This is a genomic window from Paraburkholderia sp. (assembly GCF_036488795.1).
Classification (GTDB): domain Bacteria; phylum Pseudomonadota; class Gammaproteobacteria; order Burkholderiales; family Burkholderiaceae; genus Paraburkholderia.
The window spans coordinates 1-23,505 of the sequence record NZ_DASXHA010000122.1; the positions used below are offsets into that span (position 1 = coordinate 1).

Below are 23,505 nucleotides of genomic sequence, written 5' to 3' on the forward strand. Positions count from 1 at the left end.
GCCGCGACGGCGGTCCTATCTCAACGATCACTATAAACAAAACAACAATAATTCGTTTTTATCCATACACTATTGACGTTTTCACAACAATCAACTAAGAGCCTATTTCATAAGGGTTTTCTGCCGGTGTCACATTTAGACGACACTCATTTTTTTTCGTTTCTTACGCCCAGACACGCTGCGCTATTCTCCTTTCCGCAACAACGAAACCAACATCGCGTGGAGAAACGGATGAAAAAATTCGCACTGTCTACCCTCTCGCTGGCACTGCTGGGTGCAGCAGGTGCAGCGCATGCACAGAGCAGCGTCACGCTGTATGGCGTGATCGACGAGTCCATTCAGTACCAACACAACGTCAATGCCAAGGGCGACAACCTGTGGCAGATGTACGCCGGTAACATCCAGGGCGATCGCTGGGGCTTGAAGGGCACGGAAGATCTGGGCGGTGGTCTGAAGGCAATCTTCCAGTTGGAAAACGGCTTCAACGTGAACAACGGCACCATGGGCACCTACAACGGCAGCTCGAAGCTGTTCGGTCGCCAGGCATACGTGGGTCTCGAGCAGGACAGCTACGGTACGGTGACCCTCGGTCGCCAGTATGACCCGCTGGTCGACCTGGTTCAGCCGGTCACGGCCGACAACTACTTCGGCAGCACGTTCACCACGCCAGGCGACGTCGACAATAACGACAACAGCTCGCGCACGAACAACTCGATCAAGTACGCCTCGCCGGTATGGTCTGGCTTCCAGTTCGAAGGCTTCTACGCATTCGGCGGTGTCGCTGGTTCGACGGGTTCGGGTCAAACGTGGTCGGGTGCCGCAACCTACGGCACGGGCCCGTTCAGCGTGGCCGCTGGCTACATCCGTATGGACAACGCATCGACGTTCGCCGGCCGCGGCGGCAGCCTGACGACGGCTCCGGGCTGGGGCACGGGCGCCACCTCGGACGGCACGTTCGACTCGATCATCAACAGCGCATACGCATCGGCGAAGTCGATCGGCATCGCTTCGGTGGCGGGTCAATACGTGACGGGCCCGTTCACGGCAGCCATCCGTTACAGCAACGCGCAATACAAGGCGGATGCTTCGTCGGCCTTCGCATCGACCGAGCGCTACAACGTCGCTGGCGGCTACCTTGGCTACCAGGTGACGCCGGCTGCCTTGATCGGTCTGGCCTATACGTATACGCATGGCGCGGGCGACACGTCGGCTACGTACAATCAGGTGTCGCTGGGCGGCGACTACAACCTGTCGAAGCGCACGGACATCTACCTGCTCGGCGTTTATCAGCACGCCAACGGTACGCAACGTGTCAACGCAACGACGACGCAAACTGCAGTGGCTTCGGCTGCCGACTACGGCAACCCGTCCAGCAGCAGCTCGCAAGAAGTCGTCAGCCTCGGTATTCGTCACAAGTTCTAACTGGATTTGACGAACAACTAGCAGGACGCTGTTTAAAGCCAGCCACAGGCGCCAAGCCGGTGGTTGGCTTTTTTTATGGTTGCCGGCTTTTTACAGGCGTCACACGACGACGCGCCACGCGTCCGGGACTGTGGCGAGCGGGAAAATGCGGGGTAAAAGCGGAAAAGAACGGCGGCAATCGTTCACCGCCGCCCGACGCTACCGTTAGCGCTGCGTCTTGTTCTTGTCGGCTTGCGCCAGCGTCTGGGCGGGCTTGGCGGTCACTGCGTCATCGCTCGCCACCGGCGCACGATGCAACACCAGCGCGCGCTCGCGGCGCTGCAACGGCACGTTGGTCGACTCCTGCCAGTCGGGATCGGGGATCTCGCCGAACACCTGACGCAGGCGTTCGCCCCATGTCCGATGGATCATCTCGAAGTAGGCATTGTCGTGATCCACGGAAACAAAGCGCGTCACCTTCAGCGCATCCTTTTCGTAGACCAGCAGATCGAGCGGCAAGCCCACTGAGAGATTCGAGCGCAGCGTCGAATCCATCGAAATCAGCGCGCATTTGGCGGCTTCGTCGAGCGGCGTAGTGGGCGTGAGCACCCGGTCGATGATCGGCTTGCCATATTTCGATTCGCCGATCTGGAAATACGGATTCACGCTCGACGATTCGATGAAATTGCCCGCCGAATAGATCATGAAGAGTTGCGGCTTGCCGCCATGCTGCTTGCCCGTAACGGCAATCTGGCCGCCCAGGATGAAGCTGCAATTGAACTCGACACCGAATTCCTGCAACGCCTGCGCTTCACGCTGGTGCACGTCGCGCACCGCCTGGCCTACCACGCGCGCGGCGTCGGCCATGGTAGGCGCGGTCCATAGCGTGGGCCGCTCGGGCTCGGACGGTTCGCTCAGTTCGTGCAGCACGGCCTGCGTGAGCGACAGATTGCCGGCGCCCAGCAGCACCAGCACACGCTCGCCGGGCAGTTCGAAAACCGTCATCTTGCGCGCGGTGCTGATGTGATCGACGCCCGCATTGGTCCGCGTGTCGGAAAGAAAGACGAGCCCCTCGTCCACGCACATCGCCACACAATAAGTCATAAAAGTATCCAGAAAGACCCGCCAACGCCGCCATTGTAAAGCGGCGCCGCTGCGCCCTCCGTGCAACTCCGCTTACTGTGGCGCTACTCTGCCACTACTGCGGCACTTGCGCACTCACTGTCACGGAAACATTCAGTTTCTCTTCCAGGCCGCCAATGCGCCGGCCGCGCACCGGTGCAGCCGCCTCGTAGTCGCGCGCCGCCGCCAGACGGCAGTAGATTTCGCTGGCGAAGCTGGCGTGCGTGACGTCCACGGAGGTCCAGCCCACGCCGCTCAGCCACACGTCGACCCACGCGTGGCTCGCGCCGTGCGGCACGTCGCCCGGTTCGATATAGCCGCTCACGTAGCGCGCCGGAAGGCCGCGCGCGCGACAGCAGGCGAGCATCAGATGCGCGTGGTCCTGGCACACGCCCTTGCCGAGCGCGAGCGCTTCAGCCGCCGTACTGGTCACTTCGGTGCTGCCCGGCCGGTACTGCACCCGCTGCACTATCTGCTCCGCGAGCACGATCAGTCCGCCCGGCGAGCCCAGCATGGGCACCGATTCAGCCAGTTCGCGCACGGCCGCGTCGGCTTCGGTCAGGCGCGTCGCGCAGGTGAAATGTTCGAGCGGCACCGCACCGGCGGTGTCCGGCAGCAGACCGTCGACGAGCGGAATGGTGTCCACTTCGCCGGACACGTGCACGCGAATCTCGCTGTGCGGCTTGTTCAGCACCAGCGTGTGCAGCACGTTGCCGTACGCATCGAAGGTGGCGTCGAGCTTGCCGGGCGCGTCGATACTCCAGCGTCGCACCGACTGCGCCGCGCCGCTAGCCGGCGTCAGGCGCAACTGCTGGATCGAATAATGAACGGTCGCTTCGTAGCGATAGGAAGTGTCGTGGCGGATCGTCAGGTACATAAAGAAAACTCCGTCAGGCGACTGGCAGCATCAGATAGGTGCGCGCCACCAGATTGCCGAGTTCGAACACGCGCGCCAGAAACTGCGTCAGATAGGCATGCAGACCAGCTTCGAAAATCTGCCGGATGTCGGAATACACCAGCTCCGCGCGCAGCTTGCCGGCAAAGCGCTCGCACTGGTTGGAACCCTGCGTGCGCAGCATCGCCAGATTCGCGCATACGCCATCCAGCGACGCCAGCAGGGAGCGCGGCATCTGCTGATTCAGGATCATCAGTTCGACCACGCGCGCCGGCGTGACGACATCGCGATACACCTTGCGGTAGATCTCCAGCGCCGACACCGAACTGAGAATCGAGGTCCAGTAATAGAAGTCTTCGAGCTGACGGGCGGCGTCGCGTGAATTCGGTTCGACGTCGGCAAAGCGCACGTCGAGAATCCGCGCTGTGTTATCCGCGCGCTCCAGGTACGTGCCCAACTGCGTAAAGAAGAACGCATCGTCCTGCAGCGCGGTACCGATCGTCACGCCGCGCGACAGGTGCGAACGGAACTTGACCCACTCGAACAGTTCATCCGGATTCGCGGTCAACTGCCCGGCCGCGGTGCGCTCGTTGAATTCGAGCCACGTGTCGTTGATGGTTTCCCACCATTCGGTCGTCAGCGTGCCCCGCACCGCCCGGGCATTTTCACGCGCGGCCTGCAGACAGGAATGAATGCTCGAAGGATTGGTGGCATCCGCCACCATGAAATCGAGCACGTGCTCGCGCGCGGGTTCGTCGTAGCGTTGCGCGAAAGCCGCCTCGAGTTCGGAGATGCGCAGCACCGAACGCTGCGCGCGGGCCTCCTGCTCGGGCGTCTGCGGCAGCAGCAGCGCCTTCAGGTTGATATCCAGCATGCGCGCGGTGTTCTCGGCGCGCTCCATGTAACGGGCCATCCAGAAGAGGTGATCGGCAGTGCGGCTTAGCATGACGGCTTTCCATGATTGATGACGCAAGGCGCTGAGGCTTTGCGCTGGTTACCCGTTCGCGCCGGCCGCTCGCGCCGCCGGCATTCCTTGTTGCGGGCACGGTCACATGACGGAGTCTATGGCCGCACCCGCAACCCCTTCAGTCGACCATCCAGGTGTCTTTGGTGCCGCCCCCCTGCGATGAATTGACCACCAGCGAGCCTTCCTGCAGCGCCACCCGGGTCAGACCGCCGGCGCACATCGTCACGGTCTTGCCGGACAGCACGAACGGACGCAGGTCGATATGGCGCGGTGCAATGCCCGCTTCGACAAAGGTCGGACAGGCCGACAACGCCAGCGTCGGCTGCGCGATATAACCCGCGGGACGCGCGATCAGACGCTCGCGGAAAGCCTCGATTTCGGCCGTGGTCGAAGCAGGCCCGACGAGCATGCCGTAGCCGCCCGCGCCGTGCACTTCCTTGACGACCAGCTCAGGCAGATGCGCGAGCGTATAGGCGAGATCGTCCGGCTTGCGACACTGGAAGGTCGGCACGTTATTGAGGATCGGCTTTTCGCCGAGGTAAAACCCGATCATCTCCGGCACATACGGATAGATCGATTTGTCGTCGGCGATGCCGGTGCCCATTGCATTGGCGAGCGCCACACGTCCGGCCCGGTACGCCGTCAGCAGACCCGGCACGCCGAGCGCGGAATCGGCGCGGAAGGCGAGCGGATCGAGAAAGTCGTCGTCCACCCGACGGTAGATCACATCGACCCGCTTCGGACCCTGGGTAGTACGCATGAACACATAGTTGTCGTCGACGAAGAGGTCCTTGCCCTCCACCAGTTCCACGCCCATCTGCTGCGCGAGAAACGTGTGCTCGAAATACGCCGAGTTGTACATGCCCGGCGTGAGCACCACGACAACCGGATCGTCGACGCCTTCCGGTGCGACCGAACGCAAGGTATCCAGCAACAGATCGGGATAGTGCGCGACCGGCGCAATGCGGTTCTGCACGAACAGCTCAGGGAACAACCGCATCATCATCTTGCGGTTTTCCAGCATGTAGGAGACGCCGGACGGCACCCGCAGGTTGTCTTCAAGCACGTAAAACGCGCCGTCATCGCCGGCGCGCACAACATCCACGCCGGCAATATGCGCATACACGCCGAGCGGCACGTTGACGCCCTGCATTTCGGGCCGATACTGCGCATTGGTATAGACCTGTTCGGCGGGCACGATACCCGCGCGCACGATATTGCGGTCGTGATAGACGTCGTGGATAAACAGATTGAGCGCCTGCACGCGCTGCCGCAGACCCGCTTCGAGCGTCTGCCATTCGCCGCGCGGAATGATCCGCGGGATCAGATCGAACGGGATGAGCCGTTCCGTGCCGGACAGATCGCCGTTGACCGCGAAGGTGATGCCCACCCGGCGAAACAGCAGGTCGGCCTCCGCGCGCTTGCGCGCGATGGCCTCGTTGCCCTGTTTCGCCAGCCACCGCTCAAAGCGCGCGTAGTGAGGCCGCACGGCTTCATCGTGATGACGCATCTCGTCATAGCATCGCATGTCACGCCCCGCTCTTTTTGTCGGATAGAAGGCGAATGCGCTGCGCATTCGGTGTTCGACACGTTAAAAGCAAGCGCTATGCCATTGGCTTTCCCCACACACAGCCCAGCGGATGCCCATAAACGGCGCATCCGCGCCGGCACGGCTTGCGCACCATCGTACTGCGGCGGCCCGCAATGCGCTACTGCGGTGCATCCCGTACCGTTTACAGACGTAATGCTGCGAGATTCATCCAAACCGGTGCGCTCGACGCAAACCCGTTCAGTTGCTTGCGGGTATCGAGCGCCCATAAAAAATCCCCGCGGATTGGCACCCGCGGGGATTTTTTGCGCTTCATGAACTTCCGGACTTCTGACCGGCAAGACGTGAACCGCCGTTCGAAAACGGCGTGACGTCATGCGCGTCAGATCAGCTTGCTGCTGCGTCCTTCAGCTTCTTCAGCGGACGTGCCTTGATGCGCACGCTAGCCGGCTTGGCCGGGAACCAACGCTCTTCACCCGTGAACGGGTCCTTGCCGAAGCGCTTCTTCTTCGCCGGAACAGCTTGCACGACGATCTTCAGAAGACCCGACAGCGTGAATTCGCCAGCACCCTTCTTGTGGACTGCGCCGAGGATCGTGTCTTCGAGCGCGGCCAGCACAGCCTTGGCAGCCTTCGGTTCAACAGCAGCACGTTCTGCGACGTGAGCAGCCAGCGAGGCCTTCGTGAAGGTGTCCTTGATCGGCGACGGTGCGCCGGACGCCTTCACGGCGACCTTCTTAGCTGCGACTTTCTTCGCAGGAACTTTCTTCGCAGCAACCTTCTTGGTCGGTACCGTAGCAGCCTTCTTGGCCACCTTTTTTGCGGAAGTCGGCATGTTTCTCCTACCTGTTGTTGGTCAGTGAATGCACTGAAGCACGAGCGGTATGCGCATGCTTCAAGCCCGGATTCTACAAGCGCTAATGCATTTTGCGCGACTCTTTTGTGTAGATCGGTTACGGTTTGTTGCGTGGCGCTGACTCCGCAACACATTTTGACTCGTATTTTCAGGGGTAAACGCGATCGGATGCGTTAGGAGGCGGTCTGCCCAGGTGACGCTTGAAGCGAAGAAAAACCGTCTGAACGCGATCCTGCTGCGTGACATTGCGCCGCAGAAGAAGCGCGCTTGCTGCGATAAAAGCCGCTCCAGCAAGCGTTTTTTGCAGCATGTGATGCGTCTCGTGCAACGCGCCCGACGCCGCGACGGCCGTATACGACAAAGGGCGCCCGACTGCTCGGCGCGCCCTTGTGGATCCTCTCACCGGGTCGAGGCAACCCGGCATACGACGAACTATTTGGCTGCCGCCGACAATTCTTCGGCCTGCCGCGCGTCGTTGCGCGCCTCATTGCTGCTGCGATGATGCTCACGCGACAGCCGGCCCATCAGCGGCAACAGCAGCACCGCCACCAGCGCGCCGAGCGCCGCGACCCAGCCGAGTCCCATGAACAGCTTCGTATAGAGCGGCAGCGACTGCAGCGGATCGAGATCGCCGGACGGCATCTGCGCGAAGTTCGCCACCACGCTACCCAGGTAGCCCGACACGCCGGTTGCCACGAAATACGCACCCATCAGGAAGCCGCTCATGCGTGTCGGCACGTAACGCGCAATCATTGCCAGACCCAGGCCGCTCACCAGCAGTTCGCCAAGCGAATAGAGGCCGTAGCCGCCCACCATGAACCACGACGAGACCCGGCCGTCGACGGCGTAACGGCCGCTCACCGCGTAGACGAAGAAGCCCGCTGCCACCACCACGAAGCCGATTGCATACTTCGCCGCCACCGACACGTCGTTGCCGCTTTTCGCCAGCTTCGTGTACAGCACCGCGAGAATCGGGCTCAGCAGCATGATCCAGATCGGGTTGAGCGCCTGGAACTGCGCCGCGCTCCACGTGAAGAGCGTGGTGCCGAACAGCGAGAAACGCGGATCGACGTTGCGTACCGCGAACAGCGTAAGCGAGGTCGACATCTGCTGATAAAACACGAAGAACAGAATGGCCTGGAGTGTGAGCACCAGCGCCGCGATCAGACCGGCCCGTTCCGAGCGTTCGCATTTGATCAGCATGTAGCCAAAGATCGCCAGGATCGCGACGCCCGCCGCGTACACGCAGGCCACCGCGATGGCTTTGTGCTGCAGCACGAACATCGTCGCAAGACCGAGCACGACACCGCCGAGCGCGACCGCGCCGAGACGCTGCCAGCGCACCGGTTCGGCATCCGGCACGGAGCCCACGTGCGCCAGCGTGCGGAACATGATGAAGTAGTTCACCACCGCGAGCAGCATGCCCGCGCAGCACACCGCAAAGGCGGCGTGCCAGCCCCAGTGGTCCTTGATCCAGGGTGTGGCGAGCATCGACACCGTCGAGCCGATGTTGACCGCCATGTAGTAGATCGTGAACGCGCTGTCGATGCGCGCGTCGTCACCTTCGTAGATGCGGCGCACCAGGTTCGCAGCATTCGCCTTGAAGAGGCCGTTACCGACCACGATCACGCCGAGCGATCCGTACATGTAATTGAGCTGATCGTTCGGCATGGCGAGCATGAAATAGCCGCAGCACAGCACGAGTGCGCCGAACACCATGGTGCGGCGCGCGCCGAGAATCTTGTCGCCGATCCAGCCGCCGACCGAAGGCGCGGCATAGACGAGCGCCGTGAAAGCGCCCCAGGTGAGCGTGGCATGACTGTCGGTAAAGCCGAGCTTGTCGATCATGAACAGGACCAGCAGCGCGGCCATCCCGTAGTAGCCGAAACGCTCCCACATCTCGATCAGGAAGACTGTCGAAAACGATCGAGTCTGGGATACGGTTGAATTCATCGTGTACCTCGTATTCTTGCTTGTCGATTACGGCAGCGCACGTATCGACGAGCTGGCGTGTGGTGGATCGGCGCACTGCTGGAAACTGGAACTGGAAACGAATCTGTAAACTGCGGGCGGCGGGCAAATCAGGAAGGCGCGTCGCGCTCGAACCGCGCGCATCTGCAACTATTGGGAAACGGCGCGCCGCCGTGGCACGCGCGCAAGCCGGCGGCCGGGGCGGCCAACGGCGCGGCAGACAAGCCAGCCAGTGGAAGGGCTGATGAAGCCGGCAGTAAACAAGACATGGCGATACGGGTCAACGGTGACACTCATCTCAGGTTGGCGGCAGCAGTCGGGGTAAAACGCCGCGCCGGATAACCGCACGCAGGATCGCTGCACGCGGGGATGGCAAATGGCCGGTGATACGGGCGAAGGTTCCGGTTCTCCCGCAAGCGCCGCGATTCTCCGGAGGGCAGCCGCTTGCGTCACTCAGGGAATTCACTTATGCGTATCACCCCGCACAATGGGCGATCACACATTTTGCCGCGCCTTTGCCCGCGATATCATCCATGAGTCCGCCACATATCAATTGATTTAAGCGCCCGATGCATCAAACATTTGAATCTTCAGCAGGGCGCCACGTTTAACGCCCATGGCGTTTTGAAACGTAATCGCTTACCCGTCAATTAGCGGTAAGCGGCTGTGCTTCTGGCAACATGGCGCGATATTTCGAAAACAAATGCCTGACGGGCATACTCACCCTATCGCGATGGCCTCCAAGGCTATCAAATTTTGTTTACTAACATCAAACATATTTTTGACGGGCTGATTCATCCTGCTATGGTCACGAAAACTGAAAACAAAAATCCGGCCCTCGAGCTGGGTAGCAAGATACGCGCGCTTCGGCAACGCCTGAAGCGTACGCTCGATGAAACGGCCACCGCGGCGCGCATTTCCAAGCCTTTTCTCTCTCAAGTGGAACGCGGGCTCGCCACGCCGTCGCTCACGTCGCTGGCGGGAATTGCCAGCGCGCTCGGCGTCACGGTGCAGTATTTCGTCGACACGCCCAGTGAAGAGCGCTCGGTGAGCCGCGGCGATCAATTGAAGTTTTTCGGTTTCGCCGATTCGGCCAATCTGTTCGCGCGTCTGACCAATCTGACTGGCGGCCGGCAACTGGAAGCCATCCTCGTCAAGATGCCGCCCGGGCAGAAGCGCTCGGAGGTCAATACTCACGCGGGCGAAGAGTTTCTCTATGTGATCAGCGGCAAGGTGTCGTTGACGCTGGAGGGCAAGACCTTTTCGCTGCAGGCAGGAGACAGCGCGCACTACGAATCGACGGTGCCGCACAGCTGGGCCAATACCGCACGTGGCGAATCGCTGGTGGTGTGGGTCGGCACGCCGCGACTGTTCTGACAGGCGGGCGTGCTCGCAGGCGGGGATCCGGTTCGAGACAACTTGCTGCCTGATTCATCAGGAGTACTGGTGTCGGTGCCCTGGCATCACGTCAACAATGACAGCGCAACCGCAAGCCAGATGCCGCTCATGCCCGCCACGAACAGACGCCGAGCAACGCGCATGCCGGCGTCGCTGGTGTCGGATTCGACCGGGCGCGTCGCGACCCACGGCACCAGACCGAGGCAGGCGAAACCCGTCAGCGCGAGCGCCACGACGAGTACATCCGCGATGTGCCAGGGTGAGGCCTCGTGAATTCCCCAGTAACCGAGGAAAATGATGCCGACTGAAAACATCGTCGCCGCCGCCGAACTCAGTGCCGCCACCGACCCCGTTGGACTGTGCATCATTTCCTCCTGTCGCACGCCGGCCGCTCTATCGCGGATGCGCTGATTCTACTGCAAGGGGTATGACCGCCAGCGCCGCGGGAACGTCAGGCCGCGCCTGCCTGGCGTGCCTCGTAGGCTTTCAGATGGCTATACGCAATGCGCAGCAACGACAGCCCGGCGTCCCGCTGCTGCGCGACACCGCCGCGCTGGATCAGATCGCCGAGAATATGGTCGGCCTCGGTACGGGCGTGATTTTCAACGTCGCGCAGCATCGAAGCGGTCAGCGGCGACGGCGTAAAGAGCGTCTGCGTGGCGCGCGAGTCGAACTCCGGGCCCATCATGAAGCCGTTGTGCTGCGCCACCGCGCGACATTCGCCGAGCAGGCCTTCGATCACGCGCCGGCCGTCCGGTGTGCTCAAAATAGCGCCGATCGAGCCGCGGAACAGACACGTGCTGGCCGCGAGCGTCGCGAGGAACACCCACTTTTCCCACATGCGCAGCAGGATAGTGTCGCTCGTCATTGCATCGAAACCGGCGCCGCTCAGCACTGCGTCAATCGCGCTCACGCGCTCGGACGGCCCCCCGTCCAGTTCGCCGAAGGTCAGCGCATGCAACTCGTTCAGATGCACGATTTCGCGTTCCCGGTTCAGCGTGGCGGCAATCACGCACTGGCCGCCCAGCACGTGTTGCGTGCCGAACTTTTGCGTCAGCACGTCGATGTGCCGCATGCCGTTCAGGAGCGGCAGAATCCGCGTGGATGGCCCCACGAACGGTTCGAACGACGCGATCGCATCGTCGAGGTTGTAGGCCTTGCAGCTCAGCAGTACCAGATCGAAGGGCTCGGCGGGGTCCGTGGCCAGTATGGTCTTGACGTCACGCAGCGTCAGATCGCCACGCGCGCTTTTGATGACGAGGCCCGCGCGGCGCAGTTCTTCGGCCCGCCCCGCCCGCACCAGAAACGTCACGTCGCGGCCGGCGTGCGCCAGACGCCCGCCGAAGTAACCGCCTACCGCACCTGCTCCTACTACGAGAATTCGCATCGTTGTCTCTCGGGATGATCTGTTGTTCTGACCACGGGCGCGGTGCCGCGCCGTGCCATTGCCGGCCCGGCGCGCTCACGCAAACCGGGCATTCGCGAGAATGTAGCAAAGATTCCCGCTTTGCACCGCCGCCGTGGTCCGAACCCAGCCCGTCTCAGAGCATTTCGAGCGCTAGTGCGATGCCTTGGCCACCGCCGATGCACAACGTCACGATCCCGCGCTTGAGACCGTCGCGGCGCATCGAATGGATCAGGCGGGTTGTCAGTACCGCGCCGGTTGCACCGATCGCATGACCGTGCGCGATCGCGCCGCCCTCGACGTTGACGAGTTCCTCGGCGAGCCCGAGTTGCCGCAACACGGCCAGCGGCACGGCCGCGAAAGCTTCGTTGATCTCGACCCGCTCGACGTCCTTCAGTTGCCAGCCCGCGCGCGCCAGCGCCATCTGGACGGCCGGCACCGGGCCGAGGCCGAACATGCCGGGCTCGACAGCCGCGATGCCGTAGGCCACGAGCCGCGCGAACGGCTCGATGCCGTGGGCCTCGGCAAAACCGCGTTCCGCCACCACCATGGCCGCCGCGCCGCTATTCAGACCGGGCGCGTTGCCGGCGGTAATCGTGCCGTCGGGACGGAACGCCGGGCGCAGCCTCGCGAGCGTTTCGACGGTGGTATCCGCGCGGGGCTGTTCGTCGCGCGCGAAACGCACGGGCGCCTTGCGGCCGGGCACTTCGACGGCGACCACTTCGGCATCGAACAGACCTTGTTCCTGTGCGGCCACAAAGCGCTGTTGCGAGCGCGCGGCCCAGCGGTCCTGCGCCTCGCGGGTGATGTCCATCTGCGTCACGAGGTCTTCGGTGTGCCAGCCGGAATGTTCGCCGGAGAAGGCATCGACGAGGCCGTCGCGCAGCATGCTGTCGTGCACCTGCGCGTTGCCCATCCGGTAGCCCCAGCGGCCGCCGTCCAGCAGATACGGGGCGCGGTCCATGTTTTCCATGCCGCCCGCCACCGCCGCGTCGCCCAGACCGAGCCAGATTTCGTGTGCCGCCGACGCAATGGCCTGCGCGCCCGAGCCGCACACCCGATTCACCGTCAGCGCCGGCACCGACACCGGCACGCCGCCGCCGATTGCCGCCTGGCGCGCCGGGTTCATCTTGTTGCCCGCCTGAATCACATTGCCCAGCACGACCGAAGCCAGCTCAGCTGCGGCAAGACCGCTGCGACTGAGCGTTGCGCGTACGGCGAGCGCGCCGAGCTCCGTCGCGGGCACGTCTTTCAGCGTGCCGTTATAGGCGCCAATCGGCGTTCTCACCGGATTGCAGATCACTACGTCTCGGGTATTCATGGTCATCTCTCACTTTGAAGAACTGCACACCGCCGCCTCGAACGACCGAGGTGGCTTCTCAGGTCAGATCAATTCGTTGCCGCCGCCGTCGCCACGTCACCCACGGGCGCATCCCAGCCGCCGCCCAGCGACCGGTACAACGCGACCGCAGCCAGCGCGTGCTGGCGTTTGGCCTGGTTGAGCGACTCCGAATCGAGCAGATACGCTTCTTGCGCGGCGAGCACATCGAGGAAGCTCGAAGCGCCGTCCTTGTAAAGTTCGGTGGACAGCCGCAACGCGTGACCGGACGCATCCAGCGCCCCGCCCAGACGATCCACCTGCGTGGCGTCGCTGACGAGATCGCTGCGGGTGTCCTCGACTTCCTTGAGCGCCTGCAGCATGGTCTGCTGCAGACCGAGCTGCGATTCACGCATCCTGCTTTCGTTTTCGTCGATATTCGCGGTGATGCGGCCGGCGTTGAAAATCGGACTCGTCGCATTCAGCGCCGCGCTAAAGAGGTTGTCGGTCAGCGTGGGCAAGCCGAGATACGACGAAGCCAGCAAGCCATCCGCGAGATTCAGCCTGAACTGCGGATAGCGCTGCGCCTTCGACACGCCCACTTCCGCCGCACGCTGCTCCACGCCTGCGTATGCGGTGCGCACATCGGGGCGCCGCAACAAGGCTTCCGACGGCAGCATCTGCGGCACGCTTTGCGCCGGTACCGGGATCTCGCGTGCCTGCGTGAGCAGCAGACTGTCGACGCTCTCCGGCGTGCGGCCCGCGTAGACCGCGATCAGGCTCAACTGATGCTGGATGAGCGCCTGCACGTGCGGAATCTGGGCTTGCAGATCCTGCAACTGGTTTTGCGCGCGGGCGACGTCGAGCTGGGTGGACAGGCCGTAATGCAGACGCTCCTGCGTTAGCTTCAAGGCGTGACTGCGGATCTGCTCGTTGTCGTTGAGAATCTGCAGTTGCGACTGCGCCCAGCGCAAGTCGATGTACGCGCCTGCGGTATTCGCCGCCAGCGCGAGGCGCAATTCGTTCAACGCGCCCTCACGATGCGACACCTGCGCCTGCGCGGCCAGCACTGCGAGCCGCTCGCCACCGAATACGTCCGGCGTCCAGCTCGCCGCCACGCCGAAACCCGCCTGACGCACGTAGCCGAGCGGTGGCGGCGCGTTTTCCCGCTGATCCGCGACGATTGCGGTGGCATCCAGTTCGGGCAGCAAGTTCGAACGTTGCTGCGTTTCGAGGTTGTGCGCCTGCTTCACGCGCTCGACCGCGGCCTGCACATCCAGATTGCCGTTCAGCACGGAGTCGATCAGCTGATGCATGACCGGGTCGCCGAAGTTCGCCCACCAGGCGTTGGCATCGAGCGTGTCTTGCGGCGCGTCGACGCTCCACGCAGCGGGCGCGACGGTTTTGACGGTGTGCGGAAGGTCCGCGTGTTGCTCGGGCTGTACCGCGCATGCCGCGAGGCTCAGCAACACCGCGCTCACGATTGCCGGTCTGGCCATATTCGATTTCATCTGAAGATCCTCAATGCGCATCCGGAGGCGGCGCGTTGTTGCCGAACGGCCGCGAAAACGCCACGCTCAGGAGCCCCACGACAAAACAGAGCGCCACCGCGAGGAAAGCATCGGAAAAGGTCAGCACGAGCGCCTCGCGCAGCAGCAGCGTATGCAGCAGATCCAGCCCCGCGTGGCCGGCATTCAACGCGTCGCCGCCGACTGCGGCAAGACGCGCGGCCTGTTGATGCAACAGCGCCTGAACGACCGGACGCCCGGCCGTGACGTGCTCGTCGAGCCGCTCGTAGTGCAGGTTCAGGCGGTCGTTGAGCATCGTGCTGCTCACGGCGATGCCGATCGCGCCGCCCAGATTGCGCATCAGGTTAAACAGCCCGCTCGCTGATTTGAGCCGCGACGGCGGCAGCGAACCGAGCGCCATCGTGACGATGGGCGGCACGCAAAACTGCTGTCCGATGCCGCGCAACGCCTGCGGCAGCAGCAGTTCCTGCCAGCCCCACTGACTGGTCAACGGCACGTACAGGTAGCAGCCCAGGCCAAAGCACACGAGGCCGAATATCATCAACAGACGCATGTCGATCACGCGCGCCAGCGTCGAATAGGCCGCCAGCGCCAGCAACTGAAAACAGCCAACCGACAGCAACGCCAGCCCGATCTGCAATGAATCGAAGCCACGCACGCGCGCCAGAAACACGGGCGTCAGAAACACCGCGCAGAAGAGTCCCACGCCCGTGATGAACGACAGCAGACTGCCGATGCCGAAGTTGCGAATCGCCAGCGCGCGCAGATCGACGATCGGCTCTCTGGCCGTGAACGCATGCACGAGGAACAGAAAGCCGCAGATCGCGGAGATCCACGTGCACAGCACGATCACGTCGTCGCCGAACCAGTTTTTGCGCGGCCCTTCTTCAAGCACGTATTCGAGGCAGCCGAGAAATCCCGACATCAACAGGATTCCCAGGTAATCGCCTTTCTTCAGCAAGGAAATATCTGCTTCGTCGACATGGACGAATTTCGGCACCATTGCCGTGACGACAATCCCCGGCGCGAGGTTCAGATAGAACAGCCAGTGCCACGACCATTGCGAGGTAATCCAGCCGCCGATCACCGGTCCGATCGTCGGCGCGAGCGACGCCAGCGCGCCGATGGTGGTCGACGCAATCAGGCGCTGCTTGCCGGGAAACAGCATGAACGCAGTGGTAAACACGGTGGGAATCATCGCCGCGCCGAGCGCGCCTTGCAGGCCGCGAAACAGGATCATCGAGTTGATGTCCCACGCGAGACCGCAGAGCATGCTCGTGATCGTGAAACCGAGCGAAGAGACCGTAAACAGCCAGCGCGTCGAGAACACCCGCGTCAGCCATCCCGACATCGGAATCACGATGATCTCGGCAATCAGGTAAGAGGTTTGCACCCACGACAGCTCGTCCTGGCTGGCGGACAGGCCGCCGCCAATGTCCCGTAACGAAGACGCGACGATCTGGATGTCCAGGGTCGCCATGAAGAAACCGAGACACATCAGCGAAAACGCGAAGACTTTGGTGCGGGTCGGCTGATCAGCGGGGTTGAGCGACGGGCGGCTCATGCTGGACATGACCGAAGCGGCGGTTGCGGCGCTCATGTTACGAACGCGCCGGCGGGTTCACGCCATGCTCGCCGTCGACGTGCACCTTGACCGTCGCCGACAAGCCCGGCCGCAGCACGCCGCGCATATTTTCCGGCACCTCGAGGTGAATGCGCACCGGCACGCGCTGCACGATCTTCGTGAAGTTGCCGGTGGCGTTCTCCGCCGGCAGCACGCTGAAAGTCGCGCCGGTGGCCGGCGCAAGACTATCGACCACGCCGTGCAGCGACTCGCTCGACGCGTCGAGCGCGACGTCGACCGTATCGCCGACGCGCATTTTCTTCAACTGGTCTTCCTTGAAGTTCGCGTCGATCCACAGACCCGTCGACGGCACCACGGTCAGCAGCGACACACCGGTATCAGCCAGCAGTCCCACGCGTGCGGTGCGATTGCCGACATACCCGTCGACCGGCGAACGGATCGTCGTGTACTCCACATTCAATTCAGCGACACGCTGCGCGGCTTGCGCCGTCGCCACCCGCGCTTGCGCCGCACCGATCTGCGCATCGAGCACCGTGATCTGCCGTTGCGCGGCGAGCAACGCCGCGCCGCTGCGGTCCACCGCGGCATGCGCCTTGACGAGGTCCGCATCGGCGCGCTCGACGATCTGGTTCGACACCGCCTCGTCCTTGACGAGCGCGCGGTAGCGTGCCTGATCCAGGTTGCTGCGCGTCAGCTCGGCGTCAGAGGATTTCACTTCGGCTGCCTGCTCGTTGATGGTCGCCAGTTGCAGCGATTTCTTCGCCTGCAATTCGGTCACCGCTGCCTGGGCGCTCTGCACTTCCGCGCTTGCCTGCGCGAGGCGCGCATCGTAGTCACGCGCGTCGAGCCGGATCAGGACCTGTCCCACCTGCACATGCTGGTTGTCGTGCACCAGCACATCGGTGACGAAGCCATTCACCTTCGGCGCCATGACCGTCACGTCGCCGCCGACGTACGCATCGTCGGTACTTTCAACAAAGCGGCCAACGAAAAACCAGTACGACAACGCGAGCGCCATCACGAGCACCACGCCCAATACAGCGAGCAGCATCCACGGAACGCGGCGGGCAGGTTTGGCGACGCCGGCGGCGCTGGGCGGGGCAATAGTCGAAGGTGTGCTTGACATGATTGGATGTGCGTATGCACCAGATTGTTATCAAAGAAAGCGTGAGATTCACGCCGACCGTACTTATAGGGAGACGCCGAACCTAAGCCTTCGTCATATCGAACAACTCGCCGCGCAGCAGCGCCGCACGCTCAGCGCCGAAGCGGCGCTCGAAATCGCCCTGCGCGGCGCGCCAGCAAAGCCGCGCCGCGGCGAAGCGCGCTTGCCCGTCGGGCGTCAGGCTGAGCGACAGCCCTCTGCCACGGGACGTCGCGTTGCGGCCGGACACGAGGCCATCGCGCTGCAATGGTTGCAGCGCGCGCACCAGCGTGGTCCGCTCCATCACCATCGCGTCGGCCAGCTGTCGCATCGTCATGGAACCGGCGCGCCTGAGCTTGTTCATGATCGAGAATTGCGTGATCGTCAGACCGACCGGCGCAAGGTGGCGGTCGTAAAGCTGCGACACGTAGCGCGCGGCCTGGCGAATCGCGAAACAATCGTCATCGGGAAGCAGTTGCATCGGATCGACCCACTCTCTAAGTGCATACACACACAAGAACACGAAGCAGCGAACGGATTCGTCGCCCCTTGCACCCGGTGATTCGTGAGCGCCGGATGCGCGAATCTCGTCAGCCTGCGTCCGCGGTCAAGCCAAACAACTCCGCGCGCAGTGCCTTCGCTCGCCCCTGGCCAAACTTGCCTTCGAACTCGGCCTGCGCGTTGCGCCACGCCACCGCTGCCTGCGCGAAGGTCTCTTTGCCGCTCTCCGAGAGACTCAGCAGATACGTGCGGCCATCGTGCTCCGAGGCTTCGCTGACCACAAAACCATCGCGCTGCAAAGGCTTGAGCGCCCGCACGAGGGTCGTGCGGTCCATCACCATCGCATCCGCGATTTCGATCATGGTCGCTTCAGGCGTGCGCGCCAGCTTTGCGAGGATAGTGAACTGCGCAGCCGTCAGCCCCACCTCGCCCAGGTGGCGCTCGTAAATCTGCGTGACGTAGCGCGCCGCCTGGCGCAGCGCGAAGCAGTTGCACTCGTCGTAAGAGATCGGTCCGTTCATGTAAGCCAGTCTATATGTGCGTACACACAGAGTCAACCCACGCACTCGAAACAACGGCGAATTGAAAACTACTTGAAATGCACTTGTAATATTGAGATTTAGTTTATTACAATAGCTTACAGTTTGGACTGCCTGAGACTGGCTGGGGTCCGGACTGATCGAGGCGCGTCTGGAGCGCCCTCTTTGCCGCATTCGTTGCCGTATTCCAACACATTCTGCTGACGCGGGGGACCCACACGTCATGTCAACGGTTACTAACAGCACCAGTGCATCCACGGCCACTTCGATCCAGGACGCGGCGCAATCCATCATCAGCGGTTCGACCAGGTCGGATACCGACATCAACGCGCTGGTGAGCGCACTCGTCAACGCGAAAGTGGCCGGCAAAGCCGCGCAACTCGCCGGACGGGCGACGCGCGACAACAGCCAGTTGACGGCTATCGGCACCTTAAAGTCGGTGCTTTCGCTGATGCAAGGCGCGTTGACGCCGCTCGCAAACGGCAAGGCCTTCTCGAGCCTCACTGCGTCGGCAAGCGGCAAGGGCCTGACGGCGACGGCCGGCAGCGGTGTGGTGACGGGCAGCTATCTAGTGGACGTCAAGAACATCGCCTCCTCCCAGGCCATCACGTCCGGTGCGTTCGGCGCCAAAAGCGCGCTCGGCAGCGGGTCGTTGACGCTGTCGTTGGGCGGCAAGAGCACCACCATCAATATCGACACCGCGCACAGCACGCTGGCGGATATCGCCGCCGCCATCAACGCCGCCTCCGGCAATCCGGGCATCGCGGCCACGGTGGTCAACGGGGTGGACGGCGCGCATCTGATGCTGCATTCGAATTTCACGGGACTCGCGAACGGCATCAGCATCGACGTCAAATCGGACAACGCGGATTTGCGCAAGCTGAGCGTCAAGTCCAGCACGTCGAGCACCGTGCCGCCCACCACCGAACTCGACGCCTCCGGCAACTGGAAGCAAAGCGTGGCCGGACAGGATGCGCGGCTCAGCATCTCGGGCATGGAAGTGGTGAGCGCCAGCAACCTGGTCGGCTCCGCCATCGATGGCCTGAGCATCTCGCTCACGGCCGAATCCGAGGGAACCACGCAGACGCTCACCATCGCGCAGGACGTCAGCGATCAGAAGACGGCCATTGGCGCGTTCGTCACCGCGTACAACAACTTTGTCAACGCGGCCGCGTCGTTTACGGGCTTCGATTCGACCAAGGCAGCCGGTTCACAAGGCGGCGTGCTGCTGGGCGACTCGGTGCTGAACACCATCCGCAACACGCTCGCGAGCGCGCTGAGCGGGGACGGCAAACAAGGCGCGGGGGCGGGCTCGAGCACAGCCAGCCTTGCGGCCATCGGCATCACATTCCAGAAGGACGGCACGCTGAAGCTGGACGACGTCACGCTGTCCAACGCATTGAGCAGCGATTCCCGGGCGGTGGCGGCGCTGTTCAGCGCAAAGACGGGACTGGCTGTGTCGATGAACAGGTCGCTGACCACGTTCCTGCAAAAGGACGGCACGATCGACGCACATACCAACGCCCTCACGGCTGATCTGAAGGCGGTGGCGAGTCAGCAGACCCAGTTGACCGCCTATACGGACAAGATCACCAAGGCGTATAACGCGCAGTTTTCGGCGCTGAACAAGCTGATGACGCAGACGAGCCAGAGCGCGGATTATCTGACCGCGCTGTTTGGCGGGAAAAACAGTGCGGGGGCGATGGCGACGAACAAGTAAAGGTCGCGGGGGACGCTGCGCCGCGTTTGCGGCGCAGCGACGCGCACCTCATAACGCCAGCACGCTCACGCCCACCTCGACCCGGTGCGCGCCGCCGCCCAGAATCATCCCGCGCAGCAACGACACATCGCTGTAGTCGCGGCCAATCGCGAGGGTCACGTGATCCATATCGGCGAGCACGTCGTTGGTCGGATCCAGATCGATCCACCCGCTGCCCGGGCAATACACCGACACCCACGCATGCGACGCGTCCGCACCGATCAGCCGCGGCTGACCCGGCGGCGGGTCGTTGCGCAGATAGCCGCTCACATAGCGTGCCGGCAATCCCAGCGAGCGCAAGCAGCCGATCATCACCTGCGCGAAGTCCTGACACACGCCGCTCTTTAACTCGAAGGCGCGCTCCGCCGGCGTATCGAACATCGTCGCCGAGGGTTTATAGGCAAAGTCGCTGTGAATGCGCTGCATCAGATCGATCGCACCCGCGGCGATCGGCGTGCCAGGCGCGAAGCTCGGCAACGCATACGCACGCAACGCAGGGCGCAACGCGATGTTCGGCGAAGCAAAACAGAACTCCACCTCCGGCCGGAACTCGCCGCCCGCACAATAACGCAACGCCTGCGCCACTTCATCCCAGCCAGGCGTCGATTGCGGATCGAGCTGCGTCCAGCGCGGCGTCAATTGCACCGTGGTTTCGCTGACCAGTTGCAGCCGCTCGTGCGGCGCATCGAGCGTGAAATACAGCACGTCATTGCCGAACGCATCGACGCGGCTGTGCGCATACGACGGCTCCGGTTCGATGCGTTCCTCATGCGAGATGATGCGCTGCCACGCACACGCCAGCGGCCGGATGGTCGCGAGATGCTGCGCGGTTTCCACGTAAGTCGAATAACGATAAGTCGTGCGGTGCGCGACCGATAGCACCGTCTGAGCGGTCTTCATGACGACACCTGCGAGGCGAGCGTATTGGCGTGGCTGAAGTAGCGCGCGCTGACCTCGTTGGCCGCCGCTGCGACGAATGCGCCCAGTTCGTCGCAGACGCGCATGAGCGTCGTGTACGCGCCGTTTTCATCGGTTTCGCACAGGCGTTCGAGCGGCGGCAACGTCTCCGGTGGCGGCATCAGAGCCACGAAAGGCCGGTGTCTCGCGCCGCCGCCACCGCCTGCTGCGATCGAAATTTCGTCGAGCTTGCCGCACAGGCGTTCGTAGACGCCGTACAGGCCACGCGGATTGGTCGGCTCGACCACCAGCAGATCGAGCAGCGCCGGCACTTCCAGACGGCCCGGATAGAGCGAGCGATAGGTGAGCGTGCTGTCGAACAATTGCAGCAGCAAGTCGAAACCCGCAGGTGTCGCAAGTTGCCCTTTTTCAGCGACCACGCGCAGGGTCGACGTCATTGCCGCAACCCGTTCGATGTGGCGCCCCGTGAACAACAGCCGCCATGCTTCGTCGCGCGTCATGCGGTCGCCCTGCGAGCCGCTGATCGCCGAGAGCTGCGTGGCCAGATGTTCGAGCGCGTCCATCAGCGTGACGCGGTCGTAGCGGTCGAGCCGCGCGCCACCCTGCGGCGCACCACCATTGCCACCGTGGCCGCCGTTCGCGCCGTTCGCTCCCGCAGACGAGGCCAGCGCGGGCGTCAGCTTCGGCAAGGCGTCGCGGAAGTCATTGCGCGCCGCGAGAATGGTGCGCCAGTGATCGTTCGACAGACGGCCGCGAATCTCGCCGCTCGAGCGCGCCTGCGACGCCAGCACCTGCCCGATGCTGGCCGCGCCGGTGGATTCGTGCAGGTTGGCAACCAGCGTGCGCTCGAAAGCCTGTAACGAATCGCCGGCGCGCACGTCGCCGAATTGCACGAGCCCGCAATTCAAGGCCAGTTCGACGAGCGTGCTGAACATCGCGTCGGCATCGTTGCTCTCCAGCGAGCCGAGAATCAGCCGCAACAGCCGCACATTGTTCTCGGCGCGTTCGCTATAACGCCCCGCCCAGAACAGGTTTTCCGCCGCACGGCTGGAGACGGTGCGATGCTTGCGCGCGAGATCCGCCGGTTGCATCGGCGAAGGCAGCAGCGTGAACGTCGAGATCGGCTGGCTCGACAACACCCACGTATCGACGCTGCTGCCGCCGAACTGCATCGACACCGTCGCCTGCCGTTGCGCGGCGAGCCGCGTGAAACCGCCCGGCATCACATGCCAGCCGCCGTTGAAGTCGGCGATCGCATAGACGCGCAGCACCGACGGCCGGCGGCCGAGCGTGCCGTCCTCAAAGCGCGGCGCACACGAATACGGCAGCGGCTGTTGAATCGTGAAGTGATCGGGCAGCGCTTCGATGCGGCTACGCCATGCTTCGAGCCGTTGCGTGCCCTGCGCCATGCCAGGCGGACTGTCGCGGCCGGCGGCCGGCCAGGTCGGCAGCAGAAACGCTTCATCCAGATGCGTAAAGGCGTGTTCACGCGCCGCTTCTTCGCCGCACCACCACGTGGGCACGCCCGGCAGCACCAGTTCCTCGTTCAGCAAATCATGACAAATGCCCGGCAGAAAGCCATGCAAGGCGGGCGATTCGACGAAGCCGGAACCCGGCACGTTCGACACGATCACATTGCCCGCCCGCATCACCTGCAACAGACCGGGTACGCCGATGGTCGAATCCGCGCGCAGTTCGACCGGATCGCAAAACGCGTCGTCCAGACGGCGCACCACCACATGCACGCGCTCGAGACCGGCAAGCGTCTTGAGATACAGCATGTCGTCGCGCACGGTCAGGTCTTTGCCTTCGACCAGCGTCACGCCCAGATAGCGCGCCAGAAACACATGCTCGAAATAGGTTTCGCTGAACGGCCCGGGCGTGAGCAGCGCGATATGCGGCGAGCGGTCCGCGGCGTCGCCGCGCATCGTGGCGCGCGCGGCCTCGACCAGGGTGGCCATCAGTTGCGAATAGGTCGGCGCGAGGCGGCTCACGTGCAGCGCACGGAACGGCTCGGCAAACTGGCTGGAGACGATCAGGCGGTTTTCGAGCGCGTAGCCAAGGCCCGACGGCGCCTCGGTGCGATGCGACACCACGGTCCAGCCGCCGTTGGGCGCGCGTGCCAGATCCACCGCGACCACCTGCAGATATTGACCGCCCGGCGGCGTAAAACCCTTCACCGGCCGCAGATAACCCGGATGCCCGAAGACCAGCGCAGGCGGCAACTGGCCGCGCCGCAGCAGCGTCTGCGCGCCGTAGACGTCGGCGACCACCGCGTTGAGCAGTTGCGCGCGCTGCATCACGCCGCTCTCGATTTCGGCCCACTCGGCCTCGTCGATCAGGAACGGCAGCAGATCGAGCGCCCACGGCCGCGGCTCGCCCTTGTCGGCGTAGACGTTGTAGCTGATGTCGTTATCGCGGATCTGCTGCGCAACCGACGCCGCGTTGTGTTCGAGGCGGGCAATGCCGTCCTCGCCCAGCCGCTCGAAGAACTCGCGCCACGGCGCGCGCAACGCGCCGGACGCATCGAGCAACTCGTCCCAGTGGCCTTCGCGGACCGGCAGCACCCGCAGGAGCGACAGCGCATCCGCGTGGGCGGAGCTCGCCTCGAAGGGAAAAGTCGATTGAAAGGCCAAGGTCGTATCGCGG

General features: G+C 63.4%; 20 protein-coding genes. 4 read left to right on the top strand and 16 right to left on the bottom strand.

Annotation, left to right across the window (positions count from 1 at the left end):
• Positions 1–231 precede the first annotated feature (231 nt).
• Positions 232–1,422, top strand: coding sequence for a porin (locus VGH41_RS17550; RefSeq protein ID WP_331598780.1), 1,191 nt, complete (start codon positions 232–234; stop codon positions 1,420–1,422).
• 204 nt (positions 1,423–1,626) lie between these two features.
• On the opposite strand, the gene VGH41_RS17555 is transcribed toward VGH41_RS17550, so the two are convergent.
• The 6 genes from VGH41_RS17555 to VGH41_RS17580 all read right to left on the bottom strand — a co-directional run bounded on the left by VGH41_RS17555 (position 1,627) and on the right by VGH41_RS17580 (position 8,742).
• On the bottom strand, positions 1,627–2,505 hold the full coding sequence (locus VGH41_RS17555) for a proteasome-type protease (RefSeq protein ID WP_331598781.1): 879 nt from the start codon (positions 2,503–2,505) through the stop codon (positions 1,627–1,629).
• 94 nt (positions 2,506–2,599) lie between these two features.
• Entirely contained in the window at positions 2,600–3,400 is an 801-nt protein-coding gene (locus tag VGH41_RS17560) for a transglutaminase family protein (RefSeq protein WP_331598783.1), read from the bottom strand.
• A gap of 13 nt (positions 3,401–3,413) precedes the next feature.
• Positions 3,414–4,364 carry an alpha-E domain-containing protein gene (locus VGH41_RS17565; RefSeq protein WP_331598784.1) on the bottom strand — a complete coding sequence of 317 codons (951 nt, stop codon included), beginning with the start codon at positions 4,362–4,364 and terminating at the stop codon, positions 3,414–3,416.
• Positions 4,365–4,503: 139 nt separating this feature from the next.
• Positions 4,504–5,913 (bottom strand): circularly permuted type 2 ATP-grasp protein, encoded by a 1,410-nt coding sequence (locus tag VGH41_RS17570; RefSeq protein WP_331598785.1) that lies wholly within the window; start codon positions 5,911–5,913, stop codon positions 4,504–4,506.
• A 408-nt stretch (positions 5,914–6,321) separates the two neighbouring features.
• Positions 6,322–6,768, bottom strand: a complete 447-nt coding sequence (locus tag VGH41_RS17575) for an HU family DNA-binding protein (protein ID WP_331598786.1) — start codon at positions 6,766–6,768, stop codon at positions 6,322–6,324.
• Positions 6,769–7,221: 453 nt separating this feature from the next.
• Complete coding sequence (locus VGH41_RS17580) at positions 7,222–8,742, bottom strand: oligopeptide:H+ symporter (protein WP_331598787.1); 1,521 nt, start codon at positions 8,740–8,742, stop codon at positions 7,222–7,224.
• Positions 8,743–8,799: 57 nt separating this feature from the next.
• Here VGH41_RS17580 and VGH41_RS17585 point away from each other — a divergent pair, with 57 nt between their 5' ends.
• Entirely contained in the window at positions 8,800–9,102 is a 303-nt protein-coding gene (locus tag VGH41_RS17585; RefSeq protein ID WP_331598788.1) for a hypothetical protein, read from the top strand.
• 462 nt (positions 9,103–9,564) lie between these two features.
• The gene (locus tag VGH41_RS17590) at positions 9,565–10,137 is read left to right on the top strand and encodes a helix-turn-helix domain-containing protein (protein WP_331598789.1); all 573 of its coding nucleotides are present in this window, start codon (positions 9,565–9,567) and stop codon (positions 10,135–10,137) included.
• An 86-nt stretch (positions 10,138–10,223) separates the two neighbouring features.
• Here VGH41_RS17590 and VGH41_RS17595 read toward each other — a convergent pair whose 3' ends face one another.
• The 8 genes from VGH41_RS17595 to VGH41_RS17630 all read right to left on the bottom strand — a co-directional run bounded on the left by VGH41_RS17595 (position 10,224) and on the right by VGH41_RS17630 (position 18,161).
• Positions 10,224–10,523, bottom strand: coding sequence for a hypothetical protein (locus VGH41_RS17595; protein ID WP_331598873.1), 300 nt, complete (start codon positions 10,521–10,523; stop codon positions 10,224–10,226).
• Between the two features lie 86 nt (positions 10,524–10,609).
• On the bottom strand, positions 10,610–11,545 hold the full coding sequence (gene panE, locus VGH41_RS17600) for a 2-dehydropantoate 2-reductase (RefSeq protein WP_331598790.1): 936 nt from the start codon (positions 11,543–11,545) through the stop codon (positions 10,610–10,612).
• Positions 11,546–11,699: 154 nt separating this feature from the next.
• A complete protein-coding gene (locus VGH41_RS17605; protein ID WP_331598791.1) occupies positions 11,700–12,884 on the bottom strand; it encodes an acetyl-CoA C-acyltransferase in 1,185 nt (394 codons plus the stop codon).
• 68 nt (positions 12,885–12,952) lie between these two features.
• Positions 12,953–14,392 carry an efflux transporter outer membrane subunit gene (locus VGH41_RS17610; RefSeq protein WP_331598792.1) on the bottom strand — a complete coding sequence of 480 codons (1,440 nt, stop codon included), beginning with the start codon at positions 14,390–14,392 and terminating at the stop codon, positions 12,953–12,955.
• 10 nt (positions 14,393–14,402) lie between these two features.
• Positions 14,403–15,974, bottom strand: coding sequence for a DHA2 family efflux MFS transporter permease subunit (locus VGH41_RS17615; protein WP_331598874.1), 1,572 nt, complete (start codon positions 15,972–15,974; stop codon positions 14,403–14,405).
• A gap of 37 nt (positions 15,975–16,011) precedes the next feature.
• Positions 16,012–17,121, bottom strand: a complete 1,110-nt coding sequence (locus VGH41_RS17620) for an HlyD family secretion protein (protein ID WP_331598793.1) — start codon at positions 17,119–17,121, stop codon at positions 16,012–16,014.
• An 82-nt stretch (positions 17,122–17,203) separates the two neighbouring features.
• Complete coding sequence (locus VGH41_RS17625) at positions 17,204–17,620, bottom strand: MarR family winged helix-turn-helix transcriptional regulator (RefSeq protein WP_331598795.1); 417 nt, start codon at positions 17,618–17,620, stop codon at positions 17,204–17,206.
• 109 nt (positions 17,621–17,729) lie between these two features.
• A complete protein-coding gene (locus VGH41_RS17630) occupies positions 17,730–18,161 on the bottom strand; it encodes a MarR family transcriptional regulator (protein ID WP_331598796.1) in 432 nt (143 codons plus the stop codon).
• A gap of 241 nt (positions 18,162–18,402) precedes the next feature.
• Between VGH41_RS17630 and fliD the strand changes: the two genes are divergently transcribed.
• The gene (gene fliD / locus VGH41_RS17635; protein ID WP_331598797.1) at positions 18,403–19,899 is read left to right on the top strand and encodes a flagellar filament capping protein FliD; all 1,497 of its coding nucleotides are present in this window, start codon (positions 18,403–18,405) and stop codon (positions 19,897–19,899) included.
• Between the two features lie 48 nt (positions 19,900–19,947).
• Here the strand turns inward: fliD and VGH41_RS17640 are convergent, their stop codons facing one another.
• Together VGH41_RS17640 and VGH41_RS17645 are read right to left on the bottom strand one after the other, a co-directional pair.
• The gene (locus tag VGH41_RS17640; RefSeq protein ID WP_331598798.1) at positions 19,948–20,838 is read right to left on the bottom strand and encodes a transglutaminase family protein; all 891 of its coding nucleotides are present in this window, start codon (positions 20,836–20,838) and stop codon (positions 19,948–19,950) included.
• Entirely contained in the window at positions 20,835–23,492 is a 2,658-nt protein-coding gene (locus VGH41_RS17645; protein ID WP_331598799.1) for a circularly permuted type 2 ATP-grasp protein, read from the bottom strand. Before VGH41_RS17645 ends, VGH41_RS17640 begins: the two co-directional genes overlap by 4 nt.
• Positions 23,493–23,505: the final 13 nt, after the last annotated feature.

Coding starts and splice junctions, on each gene's coding strand:
- VGH41_RS17615 (WP_331598874.1), bottom strand. CDS start 15,974: ATGAGCCGCCCGTCGCTCAACCCCGCTGATCAGCCGACCCGCACCAAA.
- VGH41_RS17605 (WP_331598791.1), bottom strand. CDS start 12,884: ATGAATACCCGAGACGTAGTGATCTGCAATCCGGTGAGAACGCCGATT.
- VGH41_RS17575 (WP_331598786.1), bottom strand. CDS start 6,768: ATGCCGACTTCCGCAAAAAAGGTGGCCAAGAAGGCTGCTACGGTACCG.
- VGH41_RS17620 (WP_331598793.1), bottom strand. CDS start 17,121: ATGTCAAGCACACCTTCGACTATTGCCCCGCCCAGCGCCGCCGGCGTC.
- VGH41_RS17610 (WP_331598792.1), bottom strand. CDS start 14,392: ATGAAATCGAATATGGCCAGACCGGCAATCGTGAGCGCGGTGTTGCTG.
- VGH41_RS17630 (WP_331598796.1), bottom strand. CDS start 18,161: ATGAACGGACCGATCTCTTACGACGAGTGCAACTGCTTCGCGCTGCGC.
- VGH41_RS17560 (WP_331598783.1), bottom strand. CDS start 3,400: ATGTACCTGACGATCCGCCACGACACTTCCTATCGCTACGAAGCGACC.
- VGH41_RS17640 (WP_331598798.1), bottom strand. CDS start 20,838: ATGAAGACCGCTCAGACGGTGCTATCGGTCGCGCACCGCACGACTTAT.
- VGH41_RS17580 (WP_331598787.1), bottom strand. CDS start 8,742: ATGAATTCAACCGTATCCCAGACTCGATCGTTTTCGACAGTCTTCCTG.
- VGH41_RS17565 (WP_331598784.1), bottom strand. CDS start 4,364: ATGCTAAGCCGCACTGCCGATCACCTCTTCTGGATGGCCCGTTACATG.
- VGH41_RS17550 (WP_331598780.1), top strand. CDS start 232: ATGAAAAAATTCGCACTGTCTACCCTCTCGCTGGCACTGCTGGGTGCA.
- VGH41_RS17570 (WP_331598785.1), bottom strand. CDS start 5,913: ATGCGATGCTATGACGAGATGCGTCATCACGATGAAGCCGTGCGGCCT.
- panE (WP_331598790.1), bottom strand. CDS start 11,545: ATGCGAATTCTCGTAGTAGGAGCAGGTGCGGTAGGCGGTTACTTCGGC.
- VGH41_RS17625 (WP_331598795.1), bottom strand. CDS start 17,620: ATGCAACTGCTTCCCGATGACGATTGTTTCGCGATTCGCCAGGCCGCG.
- VGH41_RS17555 (WP_331598781.1), bottom strand. CDS start 2,505: ATGACTTATTGTGTGGCGATGTGCGTGGACGAGGGGCTCGTCTTTCTT.
- VGH41_RS17595 (WP_331598873.1), bottom strand. CDS start 10,523: ATGCACAGTCCAACGGGGTCGGTGGCGGCACTGAGTTCGGCGGCGGCG.
- VGH41_RS17590 (WP_331598789.1), top strand. CDS start 9,565: ATGGTCACGAAAACTGAAAACAAAAATCCGGCCCTCGAGCTGGGTAGC.
- fliD (WP_331598797.1), top strand. CDS start 18,403: ATGTCAACGGTTACTAACAGCACCAGTGCATCCACGGCCACTTCGATC.